This window comes from Pseudomonas sp. GW821-FHT02C04 (genome assembly GCF_059421845.1).
Genome location: NZ_JBWKVT010000004.1, coordinates 489,882 through 510,786, shown reverse-complemented (window position 1 = coordinate 510,786; position 20,905 = coordinate 489,882). Strand labels below are relative to the sequence as shown.

The following is a 20,905-nucleotide window of genomic DNA, read 5'->3' as shown; positions in this document are numbered from 1 at the left end:
TATGAGCCACTAGCGCCATTGATTGATACCGCGCCAACGCGCGGTCCGCCTGGAGACCCCGTTATGAGCGAGAGTGTGTTTGCCGATCGCATCGTGCAGAACCTGCTCGACACCGACTTCTACAAACTGACGATGATGCAGGCGGTGCTGCACAACTACCCCAACGTCGAAGTCGAATGGGAGTTCCGTTGCCGTAACAGTGAAGATCTGCGCCCGTATCTGGCGGAGATCCGCTTCCAGGTCGAGCGTCTGGCCGAGTTGAGCCTGAGCGCCGATCAGTTGAGTTTCCTGGAACGCATCAGCTTCCTCAAACCTGACTTTCTGCGATTCCTCGGCCTGTTCCGCTTCAACCTGCGCTACCTGCACACCGGAATCGAGAACGGCGAACTATTCATCCGCCTGCGCGGGCCGTGGCTGCATGTGATTCTGTTCGAAGTGCCGCTGCTGGCGATCGTCAGCGAAGTGCGCAACCGCTATCGCTACCGCGAAACGGTTCTGGAACAAGCCCGCGAGCAGCTTTACCGCAAGTTCGACTGGCTGACGGCCAATGCTTCGAGCGACGAGCTATCGGAATTGCAGGTCGCCGATTTCGGCACACGTCGCCGTTTTTCCTACCGCGTGCAAGAAGAAGTGGTGAACGTGCTCAAGCACGATTTCCCCGGTCGTTTCGTCGGCACCAGCAACGTGCACCTGTCCCGCGAGCTGGACATGAAACCGCTGGGCACCATGGCCCACGAGTGGATCATGGCCCACCAGCAACTCGGCCCGCGACTGATCGACAGCCAGATCGCCGCCCTCGACTGCTGGGTTCGCGAGTACCGCGGCTTGCTGGGGATCGCGCTGACCGACTGCATCACCACCGATGCCTTCCTCAACGATTTCGACCTGTATTTCGCCAAGCTCTTCGACGGTCTGCGCCACGACTCCGGGGACCCGGTGATCTGGGCCGAAAAATGCATCGCCCGCTACCACAAGCTCGGCATCGACCCGATGAGCAAGACGCTGGTGTTCTCCGACAGCCTGACGCTGCCCAAGTCGCTGGAGATCTTCCGCGCGCTGCGCGGTCGGATCAATGTCAGCTTCGGCATCGGTACCAACCTGACCTGTGACATTCCGGGTGTCGAACCGATGAGCATCGTGCTTAAAATGACCGCCTGCAACGGCCAACCGGTGGCAAAGATCTCCGACGAGCCGGGCAAGACTCACTGCAAAGACCCGAATTTCGTCGCCTATTTGCGACACGTTTTCCAGGTTCCTGCCGTTTCCAGCCTATCTAGCAAGGAGTGAATTCATGCAAGCCGTACAGCGTGAGATTGCTGAACAGCTCAAGGTCCAGCCGCCGTTTGCCGACTACCAGGCCCTCCAGGCCGAAGTCGCCCGGCGCATCACCTTTATCCAGGATTGCCTGGTCAACTCCGGCCTCAAGACCCTGGTGCTGGGCATCAGCGGTGGTGTCGACTCGCTGACCGCAGGCCTGCTGGCCCAGCGCGCCATGCGTGAACTGCGCGAGCGCACCGGCGACAACGGCTACAAGTTCATCGCCGTGCGCCTGCCGTACGACGTGCAGTTCGATGAACACGACGCCCAGGCTTCGGTGGACTTCATCGCCCCGGACGAGCGCCACACCGTCAACATCGGCCCGGCGGTGAAATCCCTGGCCGGCGAAGTCGCAGCCTTCGAAGGCAAACACGCGGTGTCGGTGGATTTCGTGCTCGGCAACACCAAGGCGCGGATGCGCATGGTCGCCCAGTACACCATCGCCGGCGCAGCCCATGGCCTGGTGATCGGCACCGATCACGCGGCGGAAGCGGTGATGGGTTTCTTCACCAAGTTCGGTGACGGCGCCTGCGATCTGGCCCCGCTCAGCGGTCTGGTGAAAAACCAGGTCCGGGCCATCGCCCGCAGCTTCGGCGCGCCAGAATCGCTGGTGGAAAAAGTGCCGACGGCGGATCTGGAAGACCTGTCGCCGGGCAAACCGGACGAGGCCTCCCACGGCGTCACCTACACCGAGATCGACGCCTTCCTGCACGGCCAGCCGGTGCGTCAGGAAGCGTTCGACATCATCGTCAACACCTACAAAAAGACTCATCACAAACGCGTCATGCCGTTTGCGCCGTAATCGGTGAGTGAATGAAAAAGCCCGCTGAGGAGTGATCCTCAGCGGGCTTTTCTTTGCCGGAACATCTATCGATGCCGATGGCCCTGCTTACTTGACAGCAATGGTGCCTTTCATCATCGAGATGTGGCCCGGGAACGAGCAGAAGAAACCGTAATCGGTGCCGGCTGCCAGTTTCGATACGTCGATGGTCAGCGAATCTTTCTCACCGGCGCCAATGATCTTGGTGTGAGCGATGACGCGCTCGTCACCGTCCTTCAGGTAGTTCTTGTCGATGCCCGCGGCCAGGCCGTCAGTGGCGATCGGCTGCATGTCAGCGGTCTTGCTGACCACAAGGTTGTGGCCCATGACGTTCTTCGGCAGGCTGCCGGAATGGGTCAGTTCGACGGTGAAAGTCTTGCAGCTCTTGTCGATCACGATCTCCTTGGTGGTGAAGGACATCTGGTCGGTGGAGTCAACGGTGGTTTTGCACTCGGCAGCCATCAATTGGCTGCTGGCCAGCGCCAGCAGGGATACCGCAACAACTTTGGAAAACATGGTGAATCTCCAAGGCAGGGTTAACAAAAACACGAATGGGGGAAAGACTGCCTGAAATCTTCGCAAGTTCCTATGACTTGAGTCAAAAATTGTATACAACTTTCAGGCTATGACACTCATCGAAACAATCTAACAGCCAGACGATTGGCCGGGCCGTATCTTCAGGGCTCAACTCTCATCTGGAGCATCAGTCATGTCCTTCAACAGTCTGTTGTGCAGCCTGCTCGCCGCCTACGCCTGTGGCGCCAGCGGCACCTACGAAACCCCGAAACGCGAAGTCTAGCCCTTGGATCAAGGCGTGCCAGCCATTACCCTGTGACGGATTGACCCAGGAGGAAGGCATGTCTCTCACATCCGTTTGTGTATTTTGCGGTGCCAACGCCGGCACCACCCCGGCGTACACCGAAGCCGCCATCGCCCTCGGCACAGCCATTGCCGAGCGCAAACTGACGCTGGTCTACGGCGGTGGCGCTGTCGGCCTGATGGGGATTGTCGCGGATGCCGCACTGGCGGCCGGCGGTGAAGTGATCGGCATCATTCCGCAGAGCCTGATGGACAAGGAAATCGGTCACAAGAGCCTGTCGCGCCTGGAAGTGGTCGACGGCATGCACGCCCGCAAGGCGCGGATGGCCGAACTCAGCGATGCGTTCATCGCCCTGCCGGGTGGCCTTGGCACCCTGGAGGAGTTGTTCGAAGTCTGGACCTGGGGCCAGCTCGGCTACCACGGCAAGCCGCTGGGCCTGCTGGAAGTGAACGGTTTCTACAGCAAACTCACCGCATTTCTCGATCACATCGTCGGCGAAGGCTTCGTTCGCGCACCGCACCGTGACATGCTGCAAGTGAGCGAATCGCCGCAATCGCTGCTCGATGCTCTCGACCAGTGGAAGCCGACCGTCACGCCAAAGTGGGTCGACCAGAAACCCGGTTAACCCCCGGGCACCGATACAGGGCAGAATACGCGCCGCTCAACCTCACCTTCGACCCAAGAGGATCGCCCATGGCCAAACCCAATTACTCCTTCGCCAAGCGTCAACGTGACCTGGCCAAGGAACAGAAGAAAGAGGAAAAGCTTCAGCGCAAGAAGCAGATGGCTGAAGAAGCGGCACTGAACCCTGACGGTGAAGTGGCGACCGATGATGATGTTGATGCACCGAAAGACCCGGCGCCCGACGCCTGAGCAACACCGCAGGACCACTGAACGCAAAACCTGCAGGATCGGGCTTGCCCGCTCCTGCAGTGTGCTTGTTCACTCATTCAGTGGCATCACCGTGACCCGGACCTCGGGATCATGGCTCCCCCCTCCCAGAATCACCCCCCGCAACGGCGACACATCGGAGAAATCCCGGCCCCAGGCCAGGGTGATGTGCTCCAGTGCCGGTTGCACATTGTTGGTCGGATCGAAATCCACCCAGCCCAGCACCGGGCAAAATACCGACACCCAGGCATGGGACGCATCGGCGCCGATCAATCGCGGCTGCCCCGGTGGCGGTCGTGTCAGCAGATAGCCGCTGATGTAGCGCGCCGCCAATCCTCGGGAACGCACGCAGGCCAGCATCAGGTGGGCAAAGTCCTGACAGACTCCGCGCCGCCGCTCCAGCACCTCGACCAGCGGAGTCGCGACTTGCGTCGCCTCGGCATCGAAGGTGAACTCGTCGAAAATCTTTTCCATCAACGCCTGCACGCCCAGCAGCAACGGTCGCCCGGGTGGAAAACAGCTTTCGGAGAACTCGACGAAACTGCGTTTCAAGTGAACGTAGGGTGACTGAAACCGATAACGGCAAGCCTCCAGCAATTCGGCAGACAACGGCTGGCTGCTGTAGGTCAGCGCATTACGGGTCAATTCCCAAGCCGGGGACAGATTGAAATCCAGCGCCGGCCGTGCCAGCACCTCGACCGTCAGCCGGGCGTTGACCTGCAACTCATCGTGAGGCCGCTCGAACGCCAGGCGCGTCAGCGGATTGCCGAACACATCCTGTTCGTCACGACGCGCAGTCGGCTCCGGACTGATCAGCAATTGCTGCTCAGTGCAGCGCTGCCAGGCGCACTCGCGGGGCCACAGATGCGCGAGCTGCTGTGCCAGCGAGACCGGGCTGTCGTAGTGATAACAAGTGTCGTGAAGGATCTGGTAGTGGGCGTTCATCAGACGGACACCGTACGCTGGCTGACATCATCGACATGGGCGAAATGGCGCAGGGCCAGACGATCGGACACCTGGCCGCTGGCGTCGGCGATGTCTTGCAGCAGATCCGCCAGCCCGTCGAGGGCCGCACGTACGCTGGATTCGCCGAATAGGGGATTTTCCAGACACCCCAGATCGAAGCGCGCCAGACGCTCGACCAGTTCTGGCAACCCGGCCTCCCTCGGCACACCAAAATCATCATTCAGACGCTTGAGCGTGCGCGTCACCAGTTTCAACTGGAACAACACCGCATGGGGGTTCTGCTCGTCCAGCAGCAACAGGTCGAGCACCGGAATCAACTGCGCCACTGCCAGATAACGCGAGCGATAGGTGATGCTGCTGTTGCCCAGTTCCAGCAACCACTCAAGCCCCGCTTGTTCGAACGCCCCGGCGCCGCGCAGGAAACCCGCGAGACTACTGCTGAGAAATTGCAGGCGCTCGATCCGCCGGCCGATCATCAGGAAGCGCCAGCCTTCGTCCCGGGTCATGTCGTCGAGAGCAAACCCGGACAGCGCCGCCAGCGACATCACCAGCCGGTTGAGAAAATCCAGCAACTCGCCGAAGTCCGGCTCGTCGGTGTCCAGCTCCGTCGCCTCGCGCTGCAACTCCACCAGCGCCTGCCAGTTCTCCCGCGATAGCTTGCCCCGCACTTGCGACGCCGCCCACTGCAAGCGCTGCAGGTTGGAACGCAGGCTGAACGACCAGTCCTCGCCGAGCAAAGCCGCGAGCAGGCGCTCCGGCAGCTCGCCTTCGTCCGGCAGCAGCATCAGCCGCTCACCGAGCTCTACGGCAGCCTGCAAAGCTTGTGGATCGTCACCGTCGACGTAGCGCGCCAGCATGATCCGCAACAGTCGCGCGCTGTCGTCGCAGCGCTCGCAGTAACGGCCGAACCAGAACAGGTTTTCCACCACCCGCGACGGCAGATACGGATCACGCCGCACCAGATCAGGCACACCGATGTTGCGCTGGGCCTTCCATTGTTCACCGCTCGGCGGCCGGTCACCCAGCACCCAGGTGTCCTTGCTCGCACCGCCGCGCTGCATCGACACCACTTCGGCATCGGCTTCGGCCGCCACCCGGGTCAGGCCACCGGGCAGCACTCGATAGCCGTCGCGACTGGCCACCGCATACATGCGCATGCCGATGGCTCGCGGTTGCAACTGGCCGTCCTCGGGCTGCCAGATCGGCGCGTGGGACAGTTGCGCGAGTTCTTGCGCCACATAGGCATAAGGCCGGGCCTGCATGCGCTCGGCGAGACTCTGGCGCTGTTTTTCGCTCAAATCACGCCCGAAAACGGGCGAAAAGCTCTGGGACGGAAAGGCCGGTTTGATCAGAAGCTCCGGCAGTTTCTCCAATGCCTGGGCCAGCACGGGCGCCTCGCCGCACCACCAGGTGGCGATGGAGGGCAGAATCAGTTCTTCGCCGAACAGGTATTGATTGATCTTCGGCAAGAAACCCAGCAGCCCCGGCGACTCCAGCACGCCGCTGCCCAGCGCGTTGGCCACCAGCACCCGGCCCTGACGCACGGCCTCAAGCAGCCCGGGAACGCCGAGCGCCGAATCCGTGCGCAGCTCCAGCGGATCGCAGAAGTCATCGTCGAGCCGACGCATGATCGCGTGAACCCGACGCAGACCGCTGAGGGTTTTCAGGTAGACCGTGGCATCGCGCACCGTCAGGTCACCGCCCTCCACCAGCGGATAACCGAGCTGGCGCGCCAGATAGAGATGTTCGAAATAGCTTTCATTGAAACGCCCCGGGGTCAGCAACACCACCAGCGGCGCGTCATCGTCGCAGGGGGCCTGACGGGCCAGGGTTTCCTGCAAGGTGCGGAAGAATCCGGCCAGGTGCTGCACCTTCAGGTCCCGGTACAACTCGGGGAAGGCCCGGGACACGATGGTGCGGTTCTCCAGCGCGTAACCGGCACCGGATGGCGCCTGGGTTCGATCCGCCGTCACCCACCAGCGCCCGTCCGGCGTGCGCGCCAGATCCACGGCATACAGATGCAGAAAGGCCCCGTCCGGAGGCGCGATGCCCTGACAGGGCCAGAGGAAGTTGTTGTGACCGAACACCAGCTCCGCCGGCAAAAGCCCTTCACTGATAAGCCGCTGCGGCCCGTACAGATCCGCCAGCACCGCATTGAGCAGGCGCGCGCGCTGGGCAATTCCGGCCGACAGTTGTTGCCACTCATCAGCGGCGATCACATGGGGCAGCAGATCCAGCTCCCAAGGACGATCCGCGCCCTTGGGGTCGGCATAGACGTTGTAGGTGACGCCGTTTTCCTGAATCTGCCGAGTCAGCAATGCCTGACGCTGCACCAGTTGCGCCGGGGTGCTGCGCTGCAATTGGTCGAACAGCCGCTGCCAGTGCGGACGCACCGCACCGCTGTCGTCGAGCAGTTCGTGATAGGTGCCCGCCGTCAGCGGGTAGCGGTCAAGCAGGTCAGGCATGGAAAGCTCGGCAGCCAGCAAGGAACGGTCAGACTAACGCAGGCACATGACGCCCGGATATACGAAAAATCCGGGCGTCGCGTACGATCTAAAAGCGTCGCAAATCGAGAGTCATCGGCAGTTCGTCGGAGATTGTCAGGTTCGGTATCGGAAGTTTCCCCGGCGTGTGCCCGACACGGAAGAAACGCGCCATGCGCCGGCTCTCCGCTTCGTTGGCGTTGACCGGCAACGTCTCGTAATTGCGCCCGCCCGGATGGGCGACGTGGTACTGACAACCGCCCAGCGAGCGCTGCATCCAGGTGTCGAGCAAGTCGAACACCAGCGGCGCGTGCACCGGGATCGTCGGTTGCAGGCAGTTGGCCGGTTGCCAGGCGCGGAAACGCACACCGGCGACAAACTCGCCGACCCGCCCGGTCGGTTGCAGCGGCACCGGGATGCCGTTGCAGGTCAGCAGGTAACGCTGCGGCGGCAGCCCCGTGAGCTTGACCTGCAGACGCTCCAGCGATGAATCGACGTAACGCACCGTACCGCCTGCCGCGCCCTCCTCGCCCAGCACATGCCAGGGTTCAAGGGCCTGACGCAACTCCAGCTCGATGCCGTTGACGGCGTAATCGCCGACCTTGGGAAAGCGAAACTCCAGATGCGCCGCGAACCATTCGGCGCGCAGCGGATAACCGGCATTGTTGAGTTCGACGATGACGTCGGCAAAGTCCTGCTCGATGAAATGCGGCAGCAAGAACCGGTCATGCAACTCGGTGCCCCAGCGCGCCAGTTTCGGCGGCGCATAAGGCTCGCGCCAGAACCGCGCCACCAGTGCCCGCAACAACAACTGCTGAGCCAGGCTCATCCGCGCATGGGGCGGCATTTCGAACGCACGCAACTCCAACAGACCGAGACGCCCGGTGGCGCCGTCCGGTGAATACAGTTTGTCGATACAGAACTCGGCGCGGTGGGTGTTGCCGGTGACGTCGATCAGCAGGTTGCGCAGCAAGCGATCCACCAACCATGGCGCGCACGCTTCTCCCGGCGCCGGCATCTGCGCGAAGGCGATTTCCAGCTCGTACAGCGCATCGTTGCGCGCTTCATCGACTCGCGGTGCCTGAGAAGTCGGGCCGATAAACAGTCCGGAAAACAGGTAGGACAGCGACGGATGGTTGTGCCAATAGCTGATCAGGCTGCGCAGCAGATCCGGGCGTCGCAGGAACGGGGAGTCCGCCGGCGTTGCTCCGCCGAGTACGAAATGGTTACCGCCACCGGTGCCGGTGTGTCGCCCGTCGATCATGAATTTCTCGGTGGACAGTCGGGTCTGGCGCGCCTCCTCGTACAGGAACTCGGTGCGCTCGACCAACTCATCCCACGTCGCGGACGGCTGGACGTTGACCTCGATCACGCCGGGATCCGGCGTAATGCGGAAGTTGCTCAGGCGCGGATCGCTCGGCGGCTCGTAGCCTTCCAGCAACACCGGACAGTGCAGTTCCTCGGCGGTGGCTTCGATGGCGGCCACCAGCTCCAGATAATCTTCGACCCGCTCCAGCGGCGGCATGAACAGATACAACCTTCCTTCTCGTGCCTCGGCGCAGAAGGCAGTGCGGGTCAGCCAGTCGGCGGACTCGTCGATCTTTGGCACCCGTTCGTCCGCCGTGGCCGGCGCATCGTGTCGATTGAGTTGCGCAGTGTCGGGCAGTTCGGGGAAGTCCTGATTCGGGTCGTTCGGATGAATGAACGGATACTCCGCCGCCTTCACCCAAGGCTGCGAACCCAACGGCAGGCGATAGCCGAGCGGTGAATCCCCCGGCACCAGCCGGCAATGCTCATCGCGCAGATACCAGCGCCCGCTCTGCCATTGATCGCCTTTGGCGGTGCGCGCCAGTGGCAGCACCTGACCGATGACTTTATCCAGCCCCTGACTGAACACCTTGCGCAGCCGCGCACGTTCCAAGGGTTCCTCCAGACGCGAGTCTTCGGCGCTGACGTTGCTTGGCAATGCGCCCTCGCGCCAGAGGTAGTAGAAATTGTCTTCATAGGCCGGGAACACAAAGCGTGTCGGCAGTTTCAGGCGTTCAGCGACACTCGCCAGAAAGCGCCCGGCCAATGCGCCATCGGCGCCGTAATCCTGTTGCTCATCGGCGATCAACGCGGTGTTGTGCCAGATCGGCACACCGTCGCGGCGCCAGTAGCAATTCAGCGACCAGCGCGGCAGTTGCTCGCCCGGATACCACTTGCCCTGGCCGAAATGCACCAATCCCCTGGGCGCGTAGTGTTTACGCATGCGCTGAAACAGTTCGGCGGAGAGCCGGCGCTTATCCGGGCCCAGCGCAGCGGTGTTCCACTCGGCGCCGTCCGGGTCGTCGATGGACACAAAAGTCGGTTCGCCGCCCATGGTCAGGCGCACATCGCCTTCCAGCAGATCGGCATCGATCTGCCGGCCCAGCGCCTGGATCTCCAGCCATTGCTCATCGGTGTAGGGCTTGGTGACTCGAGGCGCTTCCCAGATCCGCTCCACGGACATTTCGTGGCTGAACTCGCACTCGCAAGGCTCCACCAGACCACTGATCGGCGCCGCCGAGGACGGATCGGGACTACAGGCCAACGGGATATGCCCTTCCCCGGCGAACAGCCCGGAGGTGGCATCAAGGCCGATCCAGCCGGCGCCGGGCAAGTACACCTCGCACCAGGCATGCAGATCGGTGAAGTCCACTTCGGTGCCGGAGGGGCCGTCGAGGCTTTTCACGTCGGCGGTCAGTTGAATCAGGTAACCGGAGACGAAACGCGCCGCCAGTCCAAGGTTGCGCAGCAATTGCACCAGCAACCACGCCGAATCGCGGCAGGAGCCGGAGGCGTGCTCCAGGGTGTGCTCCGGGGTTTGCACGCCCGGTTCCATGCGGATCAGGTAATTGATGTCTTCACTCAGGCGCTGGTTGAGCGCCACGAGGAAATCCACCGCCGGCAGCGGCGTGCGGTCGATGGCGTCCAGGTAGGCCTTGAGTTTTGGCGTCAGCGGCAGGGTTTCGAGGTACGGCGCCAGTTCCTTGCGTTCATCGGCGGCGTAGGCAAAGGGGATTTTCTCGGCGTAGGGCTCGAGGAAAAAGTCGAACGGGTTGAACACCGCCATCTCGGCCAGCAGATCGACCTCGATCCGCAGTTCGGCGGTTTTCTCGGGGAACACCAGCCGTGCGAGGTAGTTCCCCTGAGGGTCCTGCTGCCAGTTGATGAAGTGCTGCTCGGGCGAGACTTTCAGCGCATACGACAGAATCCGCGTGCGGCTGTGGGCAGCCGGGCGCAGACGCACGATCTGCGGGCCGAGTTCGACAGCGCGGTCGTAGCGGTAATGCGTGACGTGATGCAATGCGACATGAATCGACACGGCGTGCCTCCTGCGAGCCTAAGCGTATTCGAAAGCGCGCAAGACTTATGCCATACAGAGGCTTGGGCGCTTTCCCGGAATGCTCAGGGCAGTACAGCACCAAAATCGGGCGATGCGGTGAAATGGTTTGCCACAGTTGCACGCAAATGTTGCGAAAGCGGACTGAAGCCTGATAGCCGTGACGCTCCGCGTCACTGGACGCGGAGCGTCCCCGGAGGCATTCCCACGCAGAGCGTGGGAACGATCAGCAAAACGCCAACCCGAAGGTTGGCGTTCTGTTCACATCAACAACGATTCAGCGTGGCACTACAGGCTTCTTCGTCGGCTTCGGCCCCTTGCCTTTCGCCGCGTCCTTGCGCTCCTTGGCAGCCTGCTGGTTACGGGCGAACGCCGCAGCCTTGGCCTGCTCACGCTTGTCCCACGGGTTGCCGCCGTCGCTGGCGCGAGGTGGCAGACCGGTGTGCTGGGTGAGGATCTTGGTGGTCTTCTCTTTCACGTCCTTCGCCACTTTATGGCTGCCGGACGGCGTCGAGTTCTTGCGACGGGCACTCTGGTAGCTGTCGGTGGCCGGCTGATGCGTCGGGATCAACTGGTTCTTGCCCGGCCCGATCAGGTCGGCGCGGCCCATGCGGATCAGCGCTTCACGCAGCATCGGCCAGCCTTTCGGATCGTGATAACGCAGGAACGCCTTGTGCAGACGACGCTGCTCCTCGCTCTTGACGATGGTCACGCCGTCGCTCTTGTAGGTGACCTTGCGCAGCGGGTTCTTGCCCGAGTGGTACATCGCGGTGGCGGTGGCCATCGGCGACGGATAGAACGCCTGCACCTGGTCGGCACGGAAACCGTTGCCCTTGAGCCACAGGGCCAGGTTCATCATGTCTTCGTCGGTGGTGCCCGGGTGCGCGGCGATGAAGTACGGAATCAGGTACTGCTCTTTCCCGGCTTCCTTGGTGTACTTCTCGAACATGCGCTTGAAGCGATCGTACGTGCCGATCCCCGGCTTCATCATCTGGTTGAGCGGACCTTCCTCGGTGTGTTCCGGGGCGATCTTCAGGTAACCGCCAACGTGGTGGGTCACCAGCTCCTTGACGTACTCCGGCGACTCGACCGCGAGGTCGTAACGCAGGCCGGAGGCGATCAGGATCTTCTTCACACCCGGCAACGCACGGGCGCTGCGATACAGCTGAATCAGCGACGAGTGGTCGGTGTTCAGGTTCGGGCAGATGCCCGGGAACACGCAGGACGGCTTGCGGCACGCGGATTCGATTTCCGGGCTCTTGCAGGCAATGCGGTACATGTTCGCGGTCGGACCGCCGAGGTCGGAGATGACGCCGGTGAAACCCGGCACCTTGTCGCGGATCTCTTCGATTTCGCGAATGATCGACTCTTCGGAACGGTTCTGGATAATCCGGCCTTCGTGCTCAGTGATCGAGCAGAAGGTGCAGCCACCGAAGCAGCCACGCATGATGTTCACCGAGAAGCGGATCATGTCGTAGGCCGGGATCTTTTCCTTGCCGTACGCAGGATGCGGGATACGTGCGTAAGGCATGCCGAACACGTAGTCCATTTCTTCGGTGGTCATCGGAATCGGTGGCGGGTTGAACCAGACGTCGACTTCGCCGTGTTTCTGCACCAAGGCACGGGCGTTGCCCGGGTTGGTTTCCAGGTGCAGCACGCGGTTGGCGTGGGCGTACAGGACCGCATCACCACGTACTTTTTCCATCGACGGCAGGCGGATCACGGTCTTGTCGCGAGTCATCTTCGGGCTGGCCAGGATCTGCACGACCTTGGCTTCTTCCGGATCTTCAACCGGCCCCTTCTCTTGCTCGATGGCACAAGCCTGAGTGTCCTGGGTGTTGACGTACGGGTTGATGATCTTGTCGATCTTGCCTGGACGGTCGATACGCGTGGAGTCGACTTCGTACCAGCCCGCAGGGGTGTCACGACGGATGAACGCGGTGCCGCGCACATCAGTGATGTCTTCGATCTTGTGACCGTAGGACAGACGCTGGGCGACTTCGACGATCGCTCGCTCGGCGTTGCCGTACAGCAGGATGTCGGCGCAGGCGTCAATCAGGATCGAGTTGCGCACTCGATCCTGCCAGTAATCGTAATGTGCGATACGGCGCAGGGAGGCTTCGATGCCACCGAGCACGATTGGTACGTTTTTGTAGGCTTCCTTGCAGCGCTGGCTGTAGACCAGGCTCGCGCGATCCGGACGTTTGCCGGCCATGCCACCCGGGGTGTAGGCGTCGTCGGAGCGGATTTTCTTGTCCGCGGTGTAGCGGTTGATCATCGAGTCCATGTTGCCGGCCGCGACGCCGAAGAACAGATTCGGCTCGCCGAGCTTCATGAAGTCGTCTTTGGACTGCCAGTTCGGCTGGGCAATGATCCCGACGCGGAAGCCTTGCGACTCCAGCAGCCGGCCGATGATCGCCATGCCGAACGACGGGTGATCGACGTAGGCATCTCCCGTCACAATGATGATGTCGCAGGAGTCCCAGCCGAGCTGATCCATCTCCTCCCTGCTCATCGGCAGGAATGGTGCCGGCCCGAAACATTCGGCCCAGTATTTTGGATAGTCAAATAACGGCTTGGCTGCTTGCATGTCGATGACCGGTGTTGAGGTGAAAAATCGCGGGCGCGGAATATAGCACAAAAAATGACCAATTCCGACGGCTGTGGTCGGAAATATCAGGGGCGGTCAGACGAGGACGGACTTACTCGTCGTCGTCGAAGTTATAGCTGCCCGGCGCAAGGTTTTCGAAGCGTGTGTATTTGCCGATGAAGGCCAGGCGGATGAAGCCGATCGGGCCGTTCCGCTGTTTGCCGATGATGATTTCGGCGATGCCCTTGTGTTCGGTTTCCGGGTGATAAACCTCGTCCCGGTACACGAACATGATGACGTCGGCGTCCTGCTCGATCGCTCCGGATTCCCGCAAGTCGGAGTTCACCGGACGCTTGTTGGGACGTTGTTCCAGGGAACGGTTGAGCTGCGACAGCGCAACCACCGGGCAGTTGAATTCCTTGGCCAGGGCTTTCAGGGATCGGGAGATCTCGGAAATCTCGTTGGTCCGGTTGTCACCGCTGGAGCCGGGAATCTGCATCAGCTGCAGGTAGTCGATCATGATCAGGCCGACATCGCCGTGCTCACGCACCAGACGCCGGGTCCGGGCGCGCATCTCCGACGGGCTGATACCGGCGGTGTCATCGATGAACAGCTTGCGGTCGTTGAGCAGGTTGACCGCCGAGGTCAGGCGTGGCCAGTCGTCATCTTCCAACTGACCGGAACGCACCTTGGTCTGGTCGATACGACCGAGGGACGAAAGCATACGCATGATCAGCGATTCGCCTGGCATCTCGAGGGAGTACACCAGAACCGCCTTTTCACTGCGTAGAACGGCGTTTTCCACCAGGTTCATCGCGAAGGTGGTCTTACCCATCGACGGACGGCCGGCGACGATGATCAGGTCGGACGGTTGCAGGCCGCTGGTCTTCTCGTCGAGGTCGGTGTAGCCGGTGGACAGGCCGGTGATCGCGTCGGCGGTGTTGAACAGAGTGTCGATGCGGTCGATGGCTTTGGTCAGCAGATCGTTGACGCCCACCGGGCCGCCGGTTTTTGGCCGGGCCTCGGCAATTGCGAAGATCTGCCGCTCGGCTTCGTCGAGGATCTCTTCGGCGGTACGGCCTTCAGGGTTGAAGGCGGCGTCGGCGATGTCGTTGCTGATGCCGATCAACTGGCGCAACGTCGCACGCTGGCGGACGATTTGCGCATAGGCCTTGATGTTGGCGACGGACGGCGTGTTTTTCGCCAGTTCGACTAGATAACCAAGGCCACCGACCTGCGAAGTCTGACCTTCCTTGTCCAATTGCTCGGAAAGAGTCACGACGTCGATCGGGGAGTTCTGATCGGCGAGTTTGGCGATCGCACGGAAGATCAGACGGTGGTCATGCCGGTAGAAATCGCCGTCGGAGACTTGATCAAGCACGCGTTCCCAGGCGTTGTTGTCCAGCATCAGACCACCGAGTACAGCCTGTTCGGCCTCGATGGAATGCGGCGGCACCTTCAGGGATGCGGTTTGCAGATCGTATTGCTCGGGAGCGGAGATTTCGTTCATGGCCACTTTTTTATTCAGGAAAAGCAGGGATTACAGAAAGACAAAGGGCACGACCTGTAAACAGGATCGTGCCCGATGTTAACCGTCTGACGGACAAGCCGCCAGCCGATCAGGTGTTGCTTAAGCTGCTACCACGACAACGCGTACGGTGGCTTCAACTTCGGCGTGCAGGTGCACAGCCACGTCGAATTCACCCACGTTGCGGATGGTGCCGTTCGGCAGACGAACTTCGCTTTTCGCAACTTCAACGCCGGAGGCGGTCAGTGCGTCAGCGATGTCGTGAGTACCGATCGAACCGAACAGCTTGCCTTCGTCGCCAGCGGTGGCAGTGATGGTCACTTCCAGCTCGGCCAGTTGGGCAGCACGGCTTTCAGCCGATGCTTTACGGTCTGCAGCAGCTTTTTCCAGCTCGGCACGACGCTCTTCGAACGCAGCAATGTTTGCTGGGGTCGCGGCGGTAGCCTTGCCGTAAGGCAGCAGGTAGTTACGACCGTAACCGGCCTTAACGTTCACTTTGTCACCCAGGTTGCCCAGGTTGGTGACTTTTTCCAGAAGGATCAGTTGCATGTGAAAATCCTCTTAACTTTTAACCTTCACCGTTCGCGCTATCGGTGTCTTTCGACACGTGACGACCGCGAAAATCAATCAGGCTGTCGACGATGGCCAAGACCACCAGTAACGGACCGAGCAAGTGCATGAAAGGCACGAGCGTCACGTATATCCCCACCAGCCAGAAACCGGCCAACCGCTTCTGCGCCACCAGCCCGTGAACCAAGGCCAGACCTGCGAAGAACAGCGGTACGCTGCACAACGGCAACAGGACCAAGGCATGCAGACCGAAGAACGGTGCCACACACATGACGGCCAGAAGCGACAGCGCAACGCTTTTCGGCAGTCGGATGGCGCGAAACTCGCGACCGAAACCGCCGGGGTTATACAACAACGCCTGCCAGTAGCGCCCAAGAATCAGGCACAGCACGCTAAAAACCTGCAACGACACCGCTGTCGAAATGATCGACAGTGGGACCGCCAATGCAGTGAGAATCGCTTTCTGGTCTGCCGAGAATTTCTCGTAGACCTCACCCATCGCCAGCGGCAAGACTTGTTCAAACGTCTGCACCAGAGTCTCGGTGAAGGAACTGAATACAGTCCCCAGGCTCACGGCAATCAACAATCCCACGGCCACGCTGACCAGCAGCGCGCGATTCCAGGTGTGGCCGGCGCGTAAAACCAGCGCCAGACCGCAGGTCCCGAGCAGCACAATCAGTGCTGTCGGATCTTTCAGGTAGTGCCAGCTCACTAACGCTGACAACACTCCCACACCCAGGACGCTCAAGGCGTCCGAACCGCGCCGCAGGAGCACAAGGCAACCTGCAGCGGCACTCAACCAGAACAACAGCGGCAATGCCGCAGATCCGGCCACGACCAGCGTGGCCTGCATACGCCCCCGCATGATGAATTCAGCTAAGGCACGCATGCATTCGATCCCTTACTTACTTGTCGACTACCCGGTCTCAGCGGCCGTGGCTGTCGGTGTAGGCCAGCAGGGCCAGGAAGCGGGCGCGCTTGATAGCGGTGGCCAGCTGACGCTGATAACGAGCTTTGGTACCGGTGATGCGGCTTGGAACGATTTTGCCGGTCTCGGATACGTAGGCTTTCAGAGTGTTGAGATCTTTGTAATCGATCTCCTTCACGTCTTCAGCGGTGAAGCGGCAGAATTTACGACGACGGAAGAAACGTGCCATTTGATAGGCTCCTTAAAAGGTCCGTGGATTACTCGTCAGCGTTATCGCTGTTGTCGCTGTCGCTATCGCTGTCATCGCCATCGGCGCTGCCATCGTGCTCAGGACGTTCGCGACGCTCACGGCGCTCACTGCGGTTTTCTTCAGCCTTGAGCATCTCGGACTGGCCGGTAACGGCTTCGTCGCGACGGATGACCAGGTTACGGATCACTGCATCGTTGTAGCGGAAGTTGTCTTCCAGCTCGGCCAGAGCCTTGCCGGTGCACTCAACGTTCAGCATCACGTAGTGAGCCTTGTGAACATTGTTGATTGCGTAGGCCAGTTGACGACGGCCCCAGTCTTCCAGACGGTGGATTTTGCCGCCGTCTTCTTCGATCAGCTTGGTGTAACGCTCAACCATGCCGCCGACTTGCTCGCTCTGGTCAGGGTGGACCAGAAAGATGATTTCGTAATGACGCATGAATGCTCCTTACGGGTTGTAGCCTGCCGCTCAAAAACGGTCAGACAAGGAGTGAATGACACTTATGGACTTGCCGGCGCGGGGCACATGCGTGCCTGCCGTCACAGCAAGGGGCGCAATTGTAGAGAAGGGATAGAAGAGGTGCAAGGCAATTGGTGATTATTTGAACAGCCACCAAAACTTCGCTCTGCCATAAAACGCTGCGGGAGCGCAGCCTGCTCGCGATAGGGCGAAACACTCAACAATGATGCTGAATGTAACTCCGCTTTCGCGAGCAGGCTCGCTCCCACATTTGGACTGCGTGAGGCTTAAGCCTTTTTGGCAGCTGCCTTGGCCTTGGCCCCGCGCTGGCGCTGGGCTTCGAACAGGCACACGCCCGTCGCAACCGACACGTTGAGACTGCTGACGCTACCGGCCATCGGCAGGTTCACCAGGTAGTCGCAATGTTCACGGGTCAGGCGACGCATGCCCTTGCCTTCGGCACCCATGATCAGGATGGTCGGGCCGGTCAGGTCCTGGTCGTAGATGCTGACCTCGGCCTCACCCGCCGTGCCGACAACCCACAGCCCGCGCTGCTGGAGCTTTTCCAGGGTGCGCGCAAGGTTGGTCACGGCCACCAGCGGAATCACTTCCGCCGCACCGCAGGCCACTTTACGCACGACAGGCGTCAGAGTGGCCGACTTGTCTTTCGGCACGATGACCGCCAGCGCACCGGCAGCGTCCGCCGAACGCAGGCAGGCGCCGAGGTTGTGCGGATCGGTCACACCGTCGAGCACCAGCAACAGCGGCGCGCCTTCGGTACGATCGAGCAACTCGTCGAGCATCGCTTCGCCCCAGACCTGGCTCGGACTGACGTCCGCCACCACACCCTGGTGCACGCCCTCGACCCAGGCGTCCATTTCACGGCGCTCGGCCTGACCGATCTGAACCCGGTTTTCGTTGGCCAGTTCGATCAGTGTCTGCACCCGCGGATCGTTGCGGCTTTCAGCCAGCCAGATCTGCTTGACGCGTTTAGGGTGGTGACGCAGCAACGCTTCTACCGCGTGAACGCCGTAGATTTTTTCCAACTGACTCATGACTTCGCCTTCGGTTTACGTGCCCCGCCGCTTTTGGCTGGAGCGGAACCCGCTTTTGGCGGGCCCTTGCGGTGTTTGCTCGGTTTGGCTGGCTTGCCGCCGGAGGCCTTTTCAGGCGCCGACCGCCCGGTCTTTCCCCCGGACGCCGCTTTACCACCGTTTTTGGCGTCGGCCAGCAAGGCCTTCTTCATTTCACGGCTTTTGCGCAGCTCGGCGTTTTTCGCCACGGCATCGCTCGGGCGATAAGCCTCGGCCACCTTTTCCTTGGCCGGACGACGGCTGGCGGTTTTTGCCGGAGCCTTTTCTTCCACAGCCTTGGCCGCTGGAGCAGCAGTTTCGGTGCCACGCTTCTTGCGGCCGATTGGCGCGCTGATGGTTTTTTCGGCCATCTCGAAGTCGATCTTGCGCTCGTCGAGATCGACGCGCATGACCCGCACTTCAACGGTATCGCCAAGACGGAAGCTGCGACCGGTGCGCTCGCCCGCCAGGCGGTGATGCACAGGGTCGAAGTGGTAGTAATCGCCCGGCAGCGCCGTAACGTGCACCAGACCTTCGACGTAGATATCGGTCAGCTCGACGAACAGGCCGAAACCGGTCACGGCAGTGATCACGCCCGGGAACGACTCGCCCACGCGATCTTTCATGAACTCGCACTTGAGCCAGTTCACCACGTCGCGGGTTGCTTCGTCGGCACGGCGCTCGCTCATCGAGCACTGCTCGCCGAGCTGCTCCAGGGCCGCCTCATCGTACGGATAGATGCGCGCCTTCGGAATGGTCATCGCGCCGGCACGGCGAACGTGCGGGGTGTCCTGTTTCGAATGGATCACGCTGCGGATCGCCCGGTGCGTGAGCAGGTCCGGGTAACGGCGGATCGGCGAGGTGAAGTGGGTATAGGCTTCGTAATTCAGGCCGAAGTGACCGTCGTTCTCGGCGCTGTACACCGCCTGGCTCAGAGAGCGCAGCATCACGGTCTGGATCAGATGGAAATCCGGACGGTCCTTGATGCTGGCCAACAGGGCCTGATAGTCCTTCGGCGACGGGCCGTCCTTGCCTTTGTGCAGGGACAGGCCGAGCTCGCCGAGGAACGCGCGCAGTTTTTCCAGTCGCTCCGGTGGCGGACCGTCATGGACACGGTACAACGCAGGGATTTCGTGCTTTTTCAGGAATTCGGCGGTGGCCACGTTGGCCGCCAGCATGCATTCCTCGATCAGCTTGTGCGCGTCGTTACGAGTGGTCGGGCGGATTTCGGCAATCTTGCGCTCGGAACCGAAGATGATCCGGGTTTCCTGCGTTTCGAAATCGATCGCGCCACGTACGTGACGGGCAGCCAGCAATACCTTGTACAGCGCGTAGAGCTGTTTCAGGTGCGGCAGGACGTCGGTGTATTCGCCGCGAAGCTTGCGACCTTCAGTCGCTTTCGGCGTTTCCAGCATCGCGCTGACCTTGTTGTAGGTCAGGCGGGCGTGGGAGTGGATCACCGCCTCATAGAAGCAGTAGTCGGTCATTTCGCCGGATTTGGAGATGGTCATCTCGCAAACCATGGCCAGACGATCGACGTGCGGGTTCAGCGAGCACAGGCCGTTGGACAGCTGCTCCGGCAGCATCGGCACCACGCGCTCGGGGAAGTACACCGAGTTGCCGCGCACCTGGGCTTCATTGTCCAGGGCCGAACCGATCTTCACGTAGCTGGAAACGTCGGCAATCGCCACGTACAACTTCCAGCCGCCGGAGAACAGGCGCAGCTTGCCTGGCTTGGATTCGCAGTAGACCGCGTCGTCGAAGTCGCGGGCATCTTCGCCGTCGATGGTGACGAACGGCAGATGGCGCAGGTCGACGCGTTTCTCTTTGTCTTTTTCTTCGACTTCCGGCTTGAGCTTGGCCGCTTCTTTCAGAACGGCTTCAGGCCAGACGTGCGGAATGTCGTAGGTGCGCAGAGCGACATCGATTTCCATGCCCGGCGCCATGTAGTTGCCGACGACTTCGACCACGTCACCTTGCGGCTGGAAGCGCGGAGTCGGCCAGTGGGTGATTTTCACCTCGACGAACTGACCGATCTGGGCGTTGGCGTTGCGACCCGGGGTCACCAGCACTTCCTGCTGGATCTTCGGATTGTCCGCGACAACAAAGCCAATACCGCCTTCTTCGAAATAGCGGCCGACGATGCTTTCGTGGGCACGGGACACCACTTCGACGATCACGCCTTCGCGGCGACCGCGACGGTCCAGACCGGAAACACGGGCCAGGGCACGGTCGCCATCGAACACCAGACGCATTTGCGCCGGGCTCATGAACAGGTCATCGGAACCGTCATCCGGTACCAGAAAGCCGAAACCGTCGCGGTGACCGCTGATGCGGCCGAGGATCAGGTCGAGCTTGTCCACCGGCGCGTACGTGCCACGGCGGGTGTAGATCAGTTGAGCGTCGCGCTCCATGGCGCGCAGGCGGCGGCGCAGGGCTTCGACCTGGTCTTCTGTGGTCAGACCAAATTCTTCGACCAGTTGCTCGCGGGCAGCAGGCGAACCCCGATCAGCAAGGTGCTGAAGGATCAGTTCGCGGCTGGGAATAGGGTTTTCATATTTTTCCGCTTCACGAGCGGCCTCGGGATCGAGGGACTGCCAATCGGCCATTAGAGAGTTTTCACCTTGTCTATATGCGGGTTAGTTTGGCATAGGCGCCATCAAACGGGAAATTTCCGACTCTATAAGGCGCGTCTTGAGCCTTGTATCGACGTCTGAAAGGCGTTTTGAACACCGCTGGTAAAAAAAACCATTTTTTTTGCTGGCAGGGGTTTACAGTTAAAAAGACGCTCCGTATAGTGCGCGCCATCGACGACGTACACACGTTGCCGAGATGCCCAGATGGTGAA

16 protein-coding genes are annotated in these 20,905 nt (G+C 61.1%); 4 read left to right on the top strand and 12 right to left on the bottom strand.

Translation table 11 applies throughout. The features are described 5' to 3' along the window. Nucleotides 1-63: 63 nt before the first annotated feature. Both pncB and nadE read left to right on the top strand, forming a co-directional pair. Complete coding sequence (gene pncB, locus AC07VV_RS17925) at nt 64-1,287, top strand: nicotinate phosphoribosyltransferase (RefSeq protein ID WP_495036978.1); 1,224 nt, start codon at nt 64-66, stop codon at nt 1,285-1,287. Nucleotides 1,288-1,291: 4 nt separating this feature from the next. Then, nucleotides 1,292-2,119, top strand: coding sequence for an NAD(+) synthase (gene nadE / locus AC07VV_RS17920; protein ID WP_495036977.1), 828 nt, complete (start codon nt 1,292-1,294; stop codon nt 2,117-2,119). A gap of 87 nt (nt 2,120-2,206) precedes the next feature. On the opposite strand, the gene azu is transcribed toward nadE, so the two are convergent. Continuing rightward, on the bottom strand, nt 2,207-2,653 hold the full coding sequence (gene azu, locus AC07VV_RS17915) for an azurin (protein ID WP_495036976.1): 447 nt from the start codon (nt 2,651-2,653) through the stop codon (nt 2,207-2,209). Nucleotides 2,654-2,994: 341 nt separating this feature from the next. On the opposite strand from azu, the gene AC07VV_RS17910 reads away from it, so the two are divergent. Further along, the gene (locus AC07VV_RS17910) at nt 2,995-3,582 is read left to right on the top strand and encodes a cytokinin riboside 5'-monophosphate phosphoribohydrolase (RefSeq protein WP_495036975.1); all 588 of its coding nucleotides are present in this window, start codon (nt 2,995-2,997) and stop codon (nt 3,580-3,582) included. A gap of 68 nt (nt 3,583-3,650) precedes the next feature. Then, the gene (locus AC07VV_RS17905) at nt 3,651-3,830 is read left to right on the top strand and encodes a hypothetical protein (RefSeq protein ID WP_085732676.1); all 180 of its coding nucleotides are present in this window, start codon (nt 3,651-3,653) and stop codon (nt 3,828-3,830) included. 69 nt (nt 3,831-3,899) lie between these two features. On the opposite strand, the gene AC07VV_RS17900 is transcribed toward AC07VV_RS17905, so the two are convergent. From AC07VV_RS17900 to rnr, 11 genes are all read right to left on the bottom strand, one after another. Next, nucleotides 3,900-4,793 (bottom strand): transglutaminase family protein, encoded by an 894-nt coding sequence (locus AC07VV_RS17900; protein WP_096819806.1) that lies wholly within the window; start codon nt 4,791-4,793, stop codon nt 3,900-3,902. Beyond that, nucleotides 4,793-7,279, bottom strand: a complete 2,487-nt coding sequence (locus tag AC07VV_RS17895) for a circularly permuted type 2 ATP-grasp protein (RefSeq protein WP_495036974.1) — start codon at nt 7,277-7,279, stop codon at nt 4,793-4,795. Before AC07VV_RS17895 ends, AC07VV_RS17900 begins: the two co-directional genes overlap by 1 nt. Nucleotides 7,280-7,367: 88 nt before the next feature. Further along, nucleotides 7,368-10,643 (bottom strand): transglutaminase family protein, encoded by a 3,276-nt coding sequence (locus AC07VV_RS17890; protein WP_495036973.1) that lies wholly within the window; start codon nt 10,641-10,643, stop codon nt 7,368-7,370. Between the two features lie 295 nt (nt 10,644-10,938). Continuing rightward, the gene (locus AC07VV_RS17885; protein ID WP_495036972.1) at nt 10,939-13,251 is read right to left on the bottom strand and encodes a YgiQ family radical SAM protein; all 2,313 of its coding nucleotides are present in this window, start codon (nt 13,249-13,251) and stop codon (nt 10,939-10,941) included. A gap of 112 nt (nt 13,252-13,363) precedes the next feature. Further along, nucleotides 13,364-14,761, bottom strand: a complete 1,398-nt coding sequence (gene dnaB / locus AC07VV_RS17880; protein ID WP_495036971.1) for a replicative DNA helicase — start codon at nt 14,759-14,761, stop codon at nt 13,364-13,366. 120 nt (nt 14,762-14,881) lie between these two features. Next, nucleotides 14,882-15,328 carry a 50S ribosomal protein L9 gene (rplI, locus tag AC07VV_RS17875; protein ID WP_008078307.1) on the bottom strand — a complete coding sequence of 149 codons (447 nt, stop codon included), beginning with the start codon at nt 15,326-15,328 and terminating at the stop codon, nt 14,882-14,884. 19 nt (nt 15,329-15,347) lie between these two features. Next, nucleotides 15,348-16,238, bottom strand: a complete 891-nt coding sequence (locus AC07VV_RS17870) for a YybS family protein (protein WP_495036970.1) — start codon at nt 16,236-16,238, stop codon at nt 15,348-15,350. Between the two features lie 37 nt (nt 16,239-16,275). Further along, nucleotides 16,276-16,506, bottom strand: coding sequence for a 30S ribosomal protein S18 (gene rpsR / locus AC07VV_RS17865; protein ID WP_002551829.1), 231 nt, complete (start codon nt 16,504-16,506; stop codon nt 16,276-16,278). 28 nt (nt 16,507-16,534) lie between these two features. Next, complete coding sequence (gene rpsF, locus AC07VV_RS17860; protein WP_007950702.1) at nt 16,535-16,963, bottom strand: 30S ribosomal protein S6; 429 nt, start codon at nt 16,961-16,963, stop codon at nt 16,535-16,537. Between the two features lie 308 nt (nt 16,964-17,271). Then, complete coding sequence (gene rlmB, locus AC07VV_RS17855; RefSeq protein WP_007967448.1) at nt 17,272-18,039, bottom strand: 23S rRNA (guanosine(2251)-2'-O)-methyltransferase RlmB; 768 nt, start codon at nt 18,037-18,039, stop codon at nt 17,272-17,274. Then, nucleotides 18,036-20,666, bottom strand: coding sequence for a ribonuclease R (gene rnr / locus AC07VV_RS17850; protein ID WP_495036969.1), 2,631 nt, complete (start codon nt 20,664-20,666; stop codon nt 18,036-18,038). Before rnr ends, rlmB begins: the two co-directional genes overlap by 4 nt. Nucleotides 20,667-20,905 lie beyond the last annotated feature (239 nt).

Bases quoted from the DNA above. Each gene is read 5' to 3' on its own strand.
- pncB (WP_495036978.1), top strand. From the start codon at position 64: ATGAGCGAGAGTGTGTTTGCCGATCGCATCGTGCAGAACCTGCTCGAC.
- nadE (WP_495036977.1), top strand. From the start codon at position 1,292: ATGCAAGCCGTACAGCGTGAGATTGCTGAACAGCTCAAGGTCCAGCCG.
- azu (WP_495036976.1), bottom strand. From the start codon at position 2,653: ATGTTTTCCAAAGTTGTTGCGGTATCCCTGCTGGCGCTGGCCAGCAGC.
- AC07VV_RS17910 (WP_495036975.1), top strand. From the start codon at position 2,995: ATGTCTCTCACATCCGTTTGTGTATTTTGCGGTGCCAACGCCGGCACC.
- AC07VV_RS17905 (WP_085732676.1), top strand. From the start codon at position 3,651: ATGGCCAAACCCAATTACTCCTTCGCCAAGCGTCAACGTGACCTGGCC.
- AC07VV_RS17900 (WP_096819806.1), bottom strand. From the start codon at position 4,793: ATGAACGCCCACTACCAGATCCTTCACGACACTTGTTATCACTACGAC.
- AC07VV_RS17895 (WP_495036974.1), bottom strand. From the start codon at position 7,279: ATGCCTGACCTGCTTGACCGCTACCCGCTGACGGCGGGCACCTATCAC.
- AC07VV_RS17885 (WP_495036972.1), bottom strand. From the start codon at position 13,251: ATGCAAGCAGCCAAGCCGTTATTTGACTATCCAAAATACTGGGCCGAA.
- dnaB (WP_495036971.1), bottom strand. From the start codon at position 14,761: ATGAACGAAATCTCCGCTCCCGAGCAATACGATCTGCAAACCGCATCC.
- rplI (WP_008078307.1), bottom strand. From the start codon at position 15,328: ATGCAACTGATCCTTCTGGAAAAAGTCACCAACCTGGGCAACCTGGGT.
- AC07VV_RS17870 (WP_495036970.1), bottom strand. From the start codon at position 16,238: ATGCGTGCCTTAGCTGAATTCATCATGCGGGGGCGTATGCAGGCCACG.
- rpsR (WP_002551829.1), bottom strand. From the start codon at position 16,506: ATGGCACGTTTCTTCCGTCGTCGTAAATTCTGCCGCTTCACCGCTGAA.
- rpsF (WP_007950702.1), bottom strand. From the start codon at position 16,963: ATGCGTCATTACGAAATCATCTTTCTGGTCCACCCTGACCAGAGCGAG.
- rlmB (WP_007967448.1), bottom strand. From the start codon at position 18,039: ATGAGTCAGTTGGAAAAAATCTACGGCGTTCACGCGGTAGAAGCGTTG.
- rnr (WP_495036969.1), bottom strand. From the start codon at position 20,666: ATGGCCGATTGGCAGTCCCTCGATCCCGAGGCCGCTCGTGAAGCGGAA.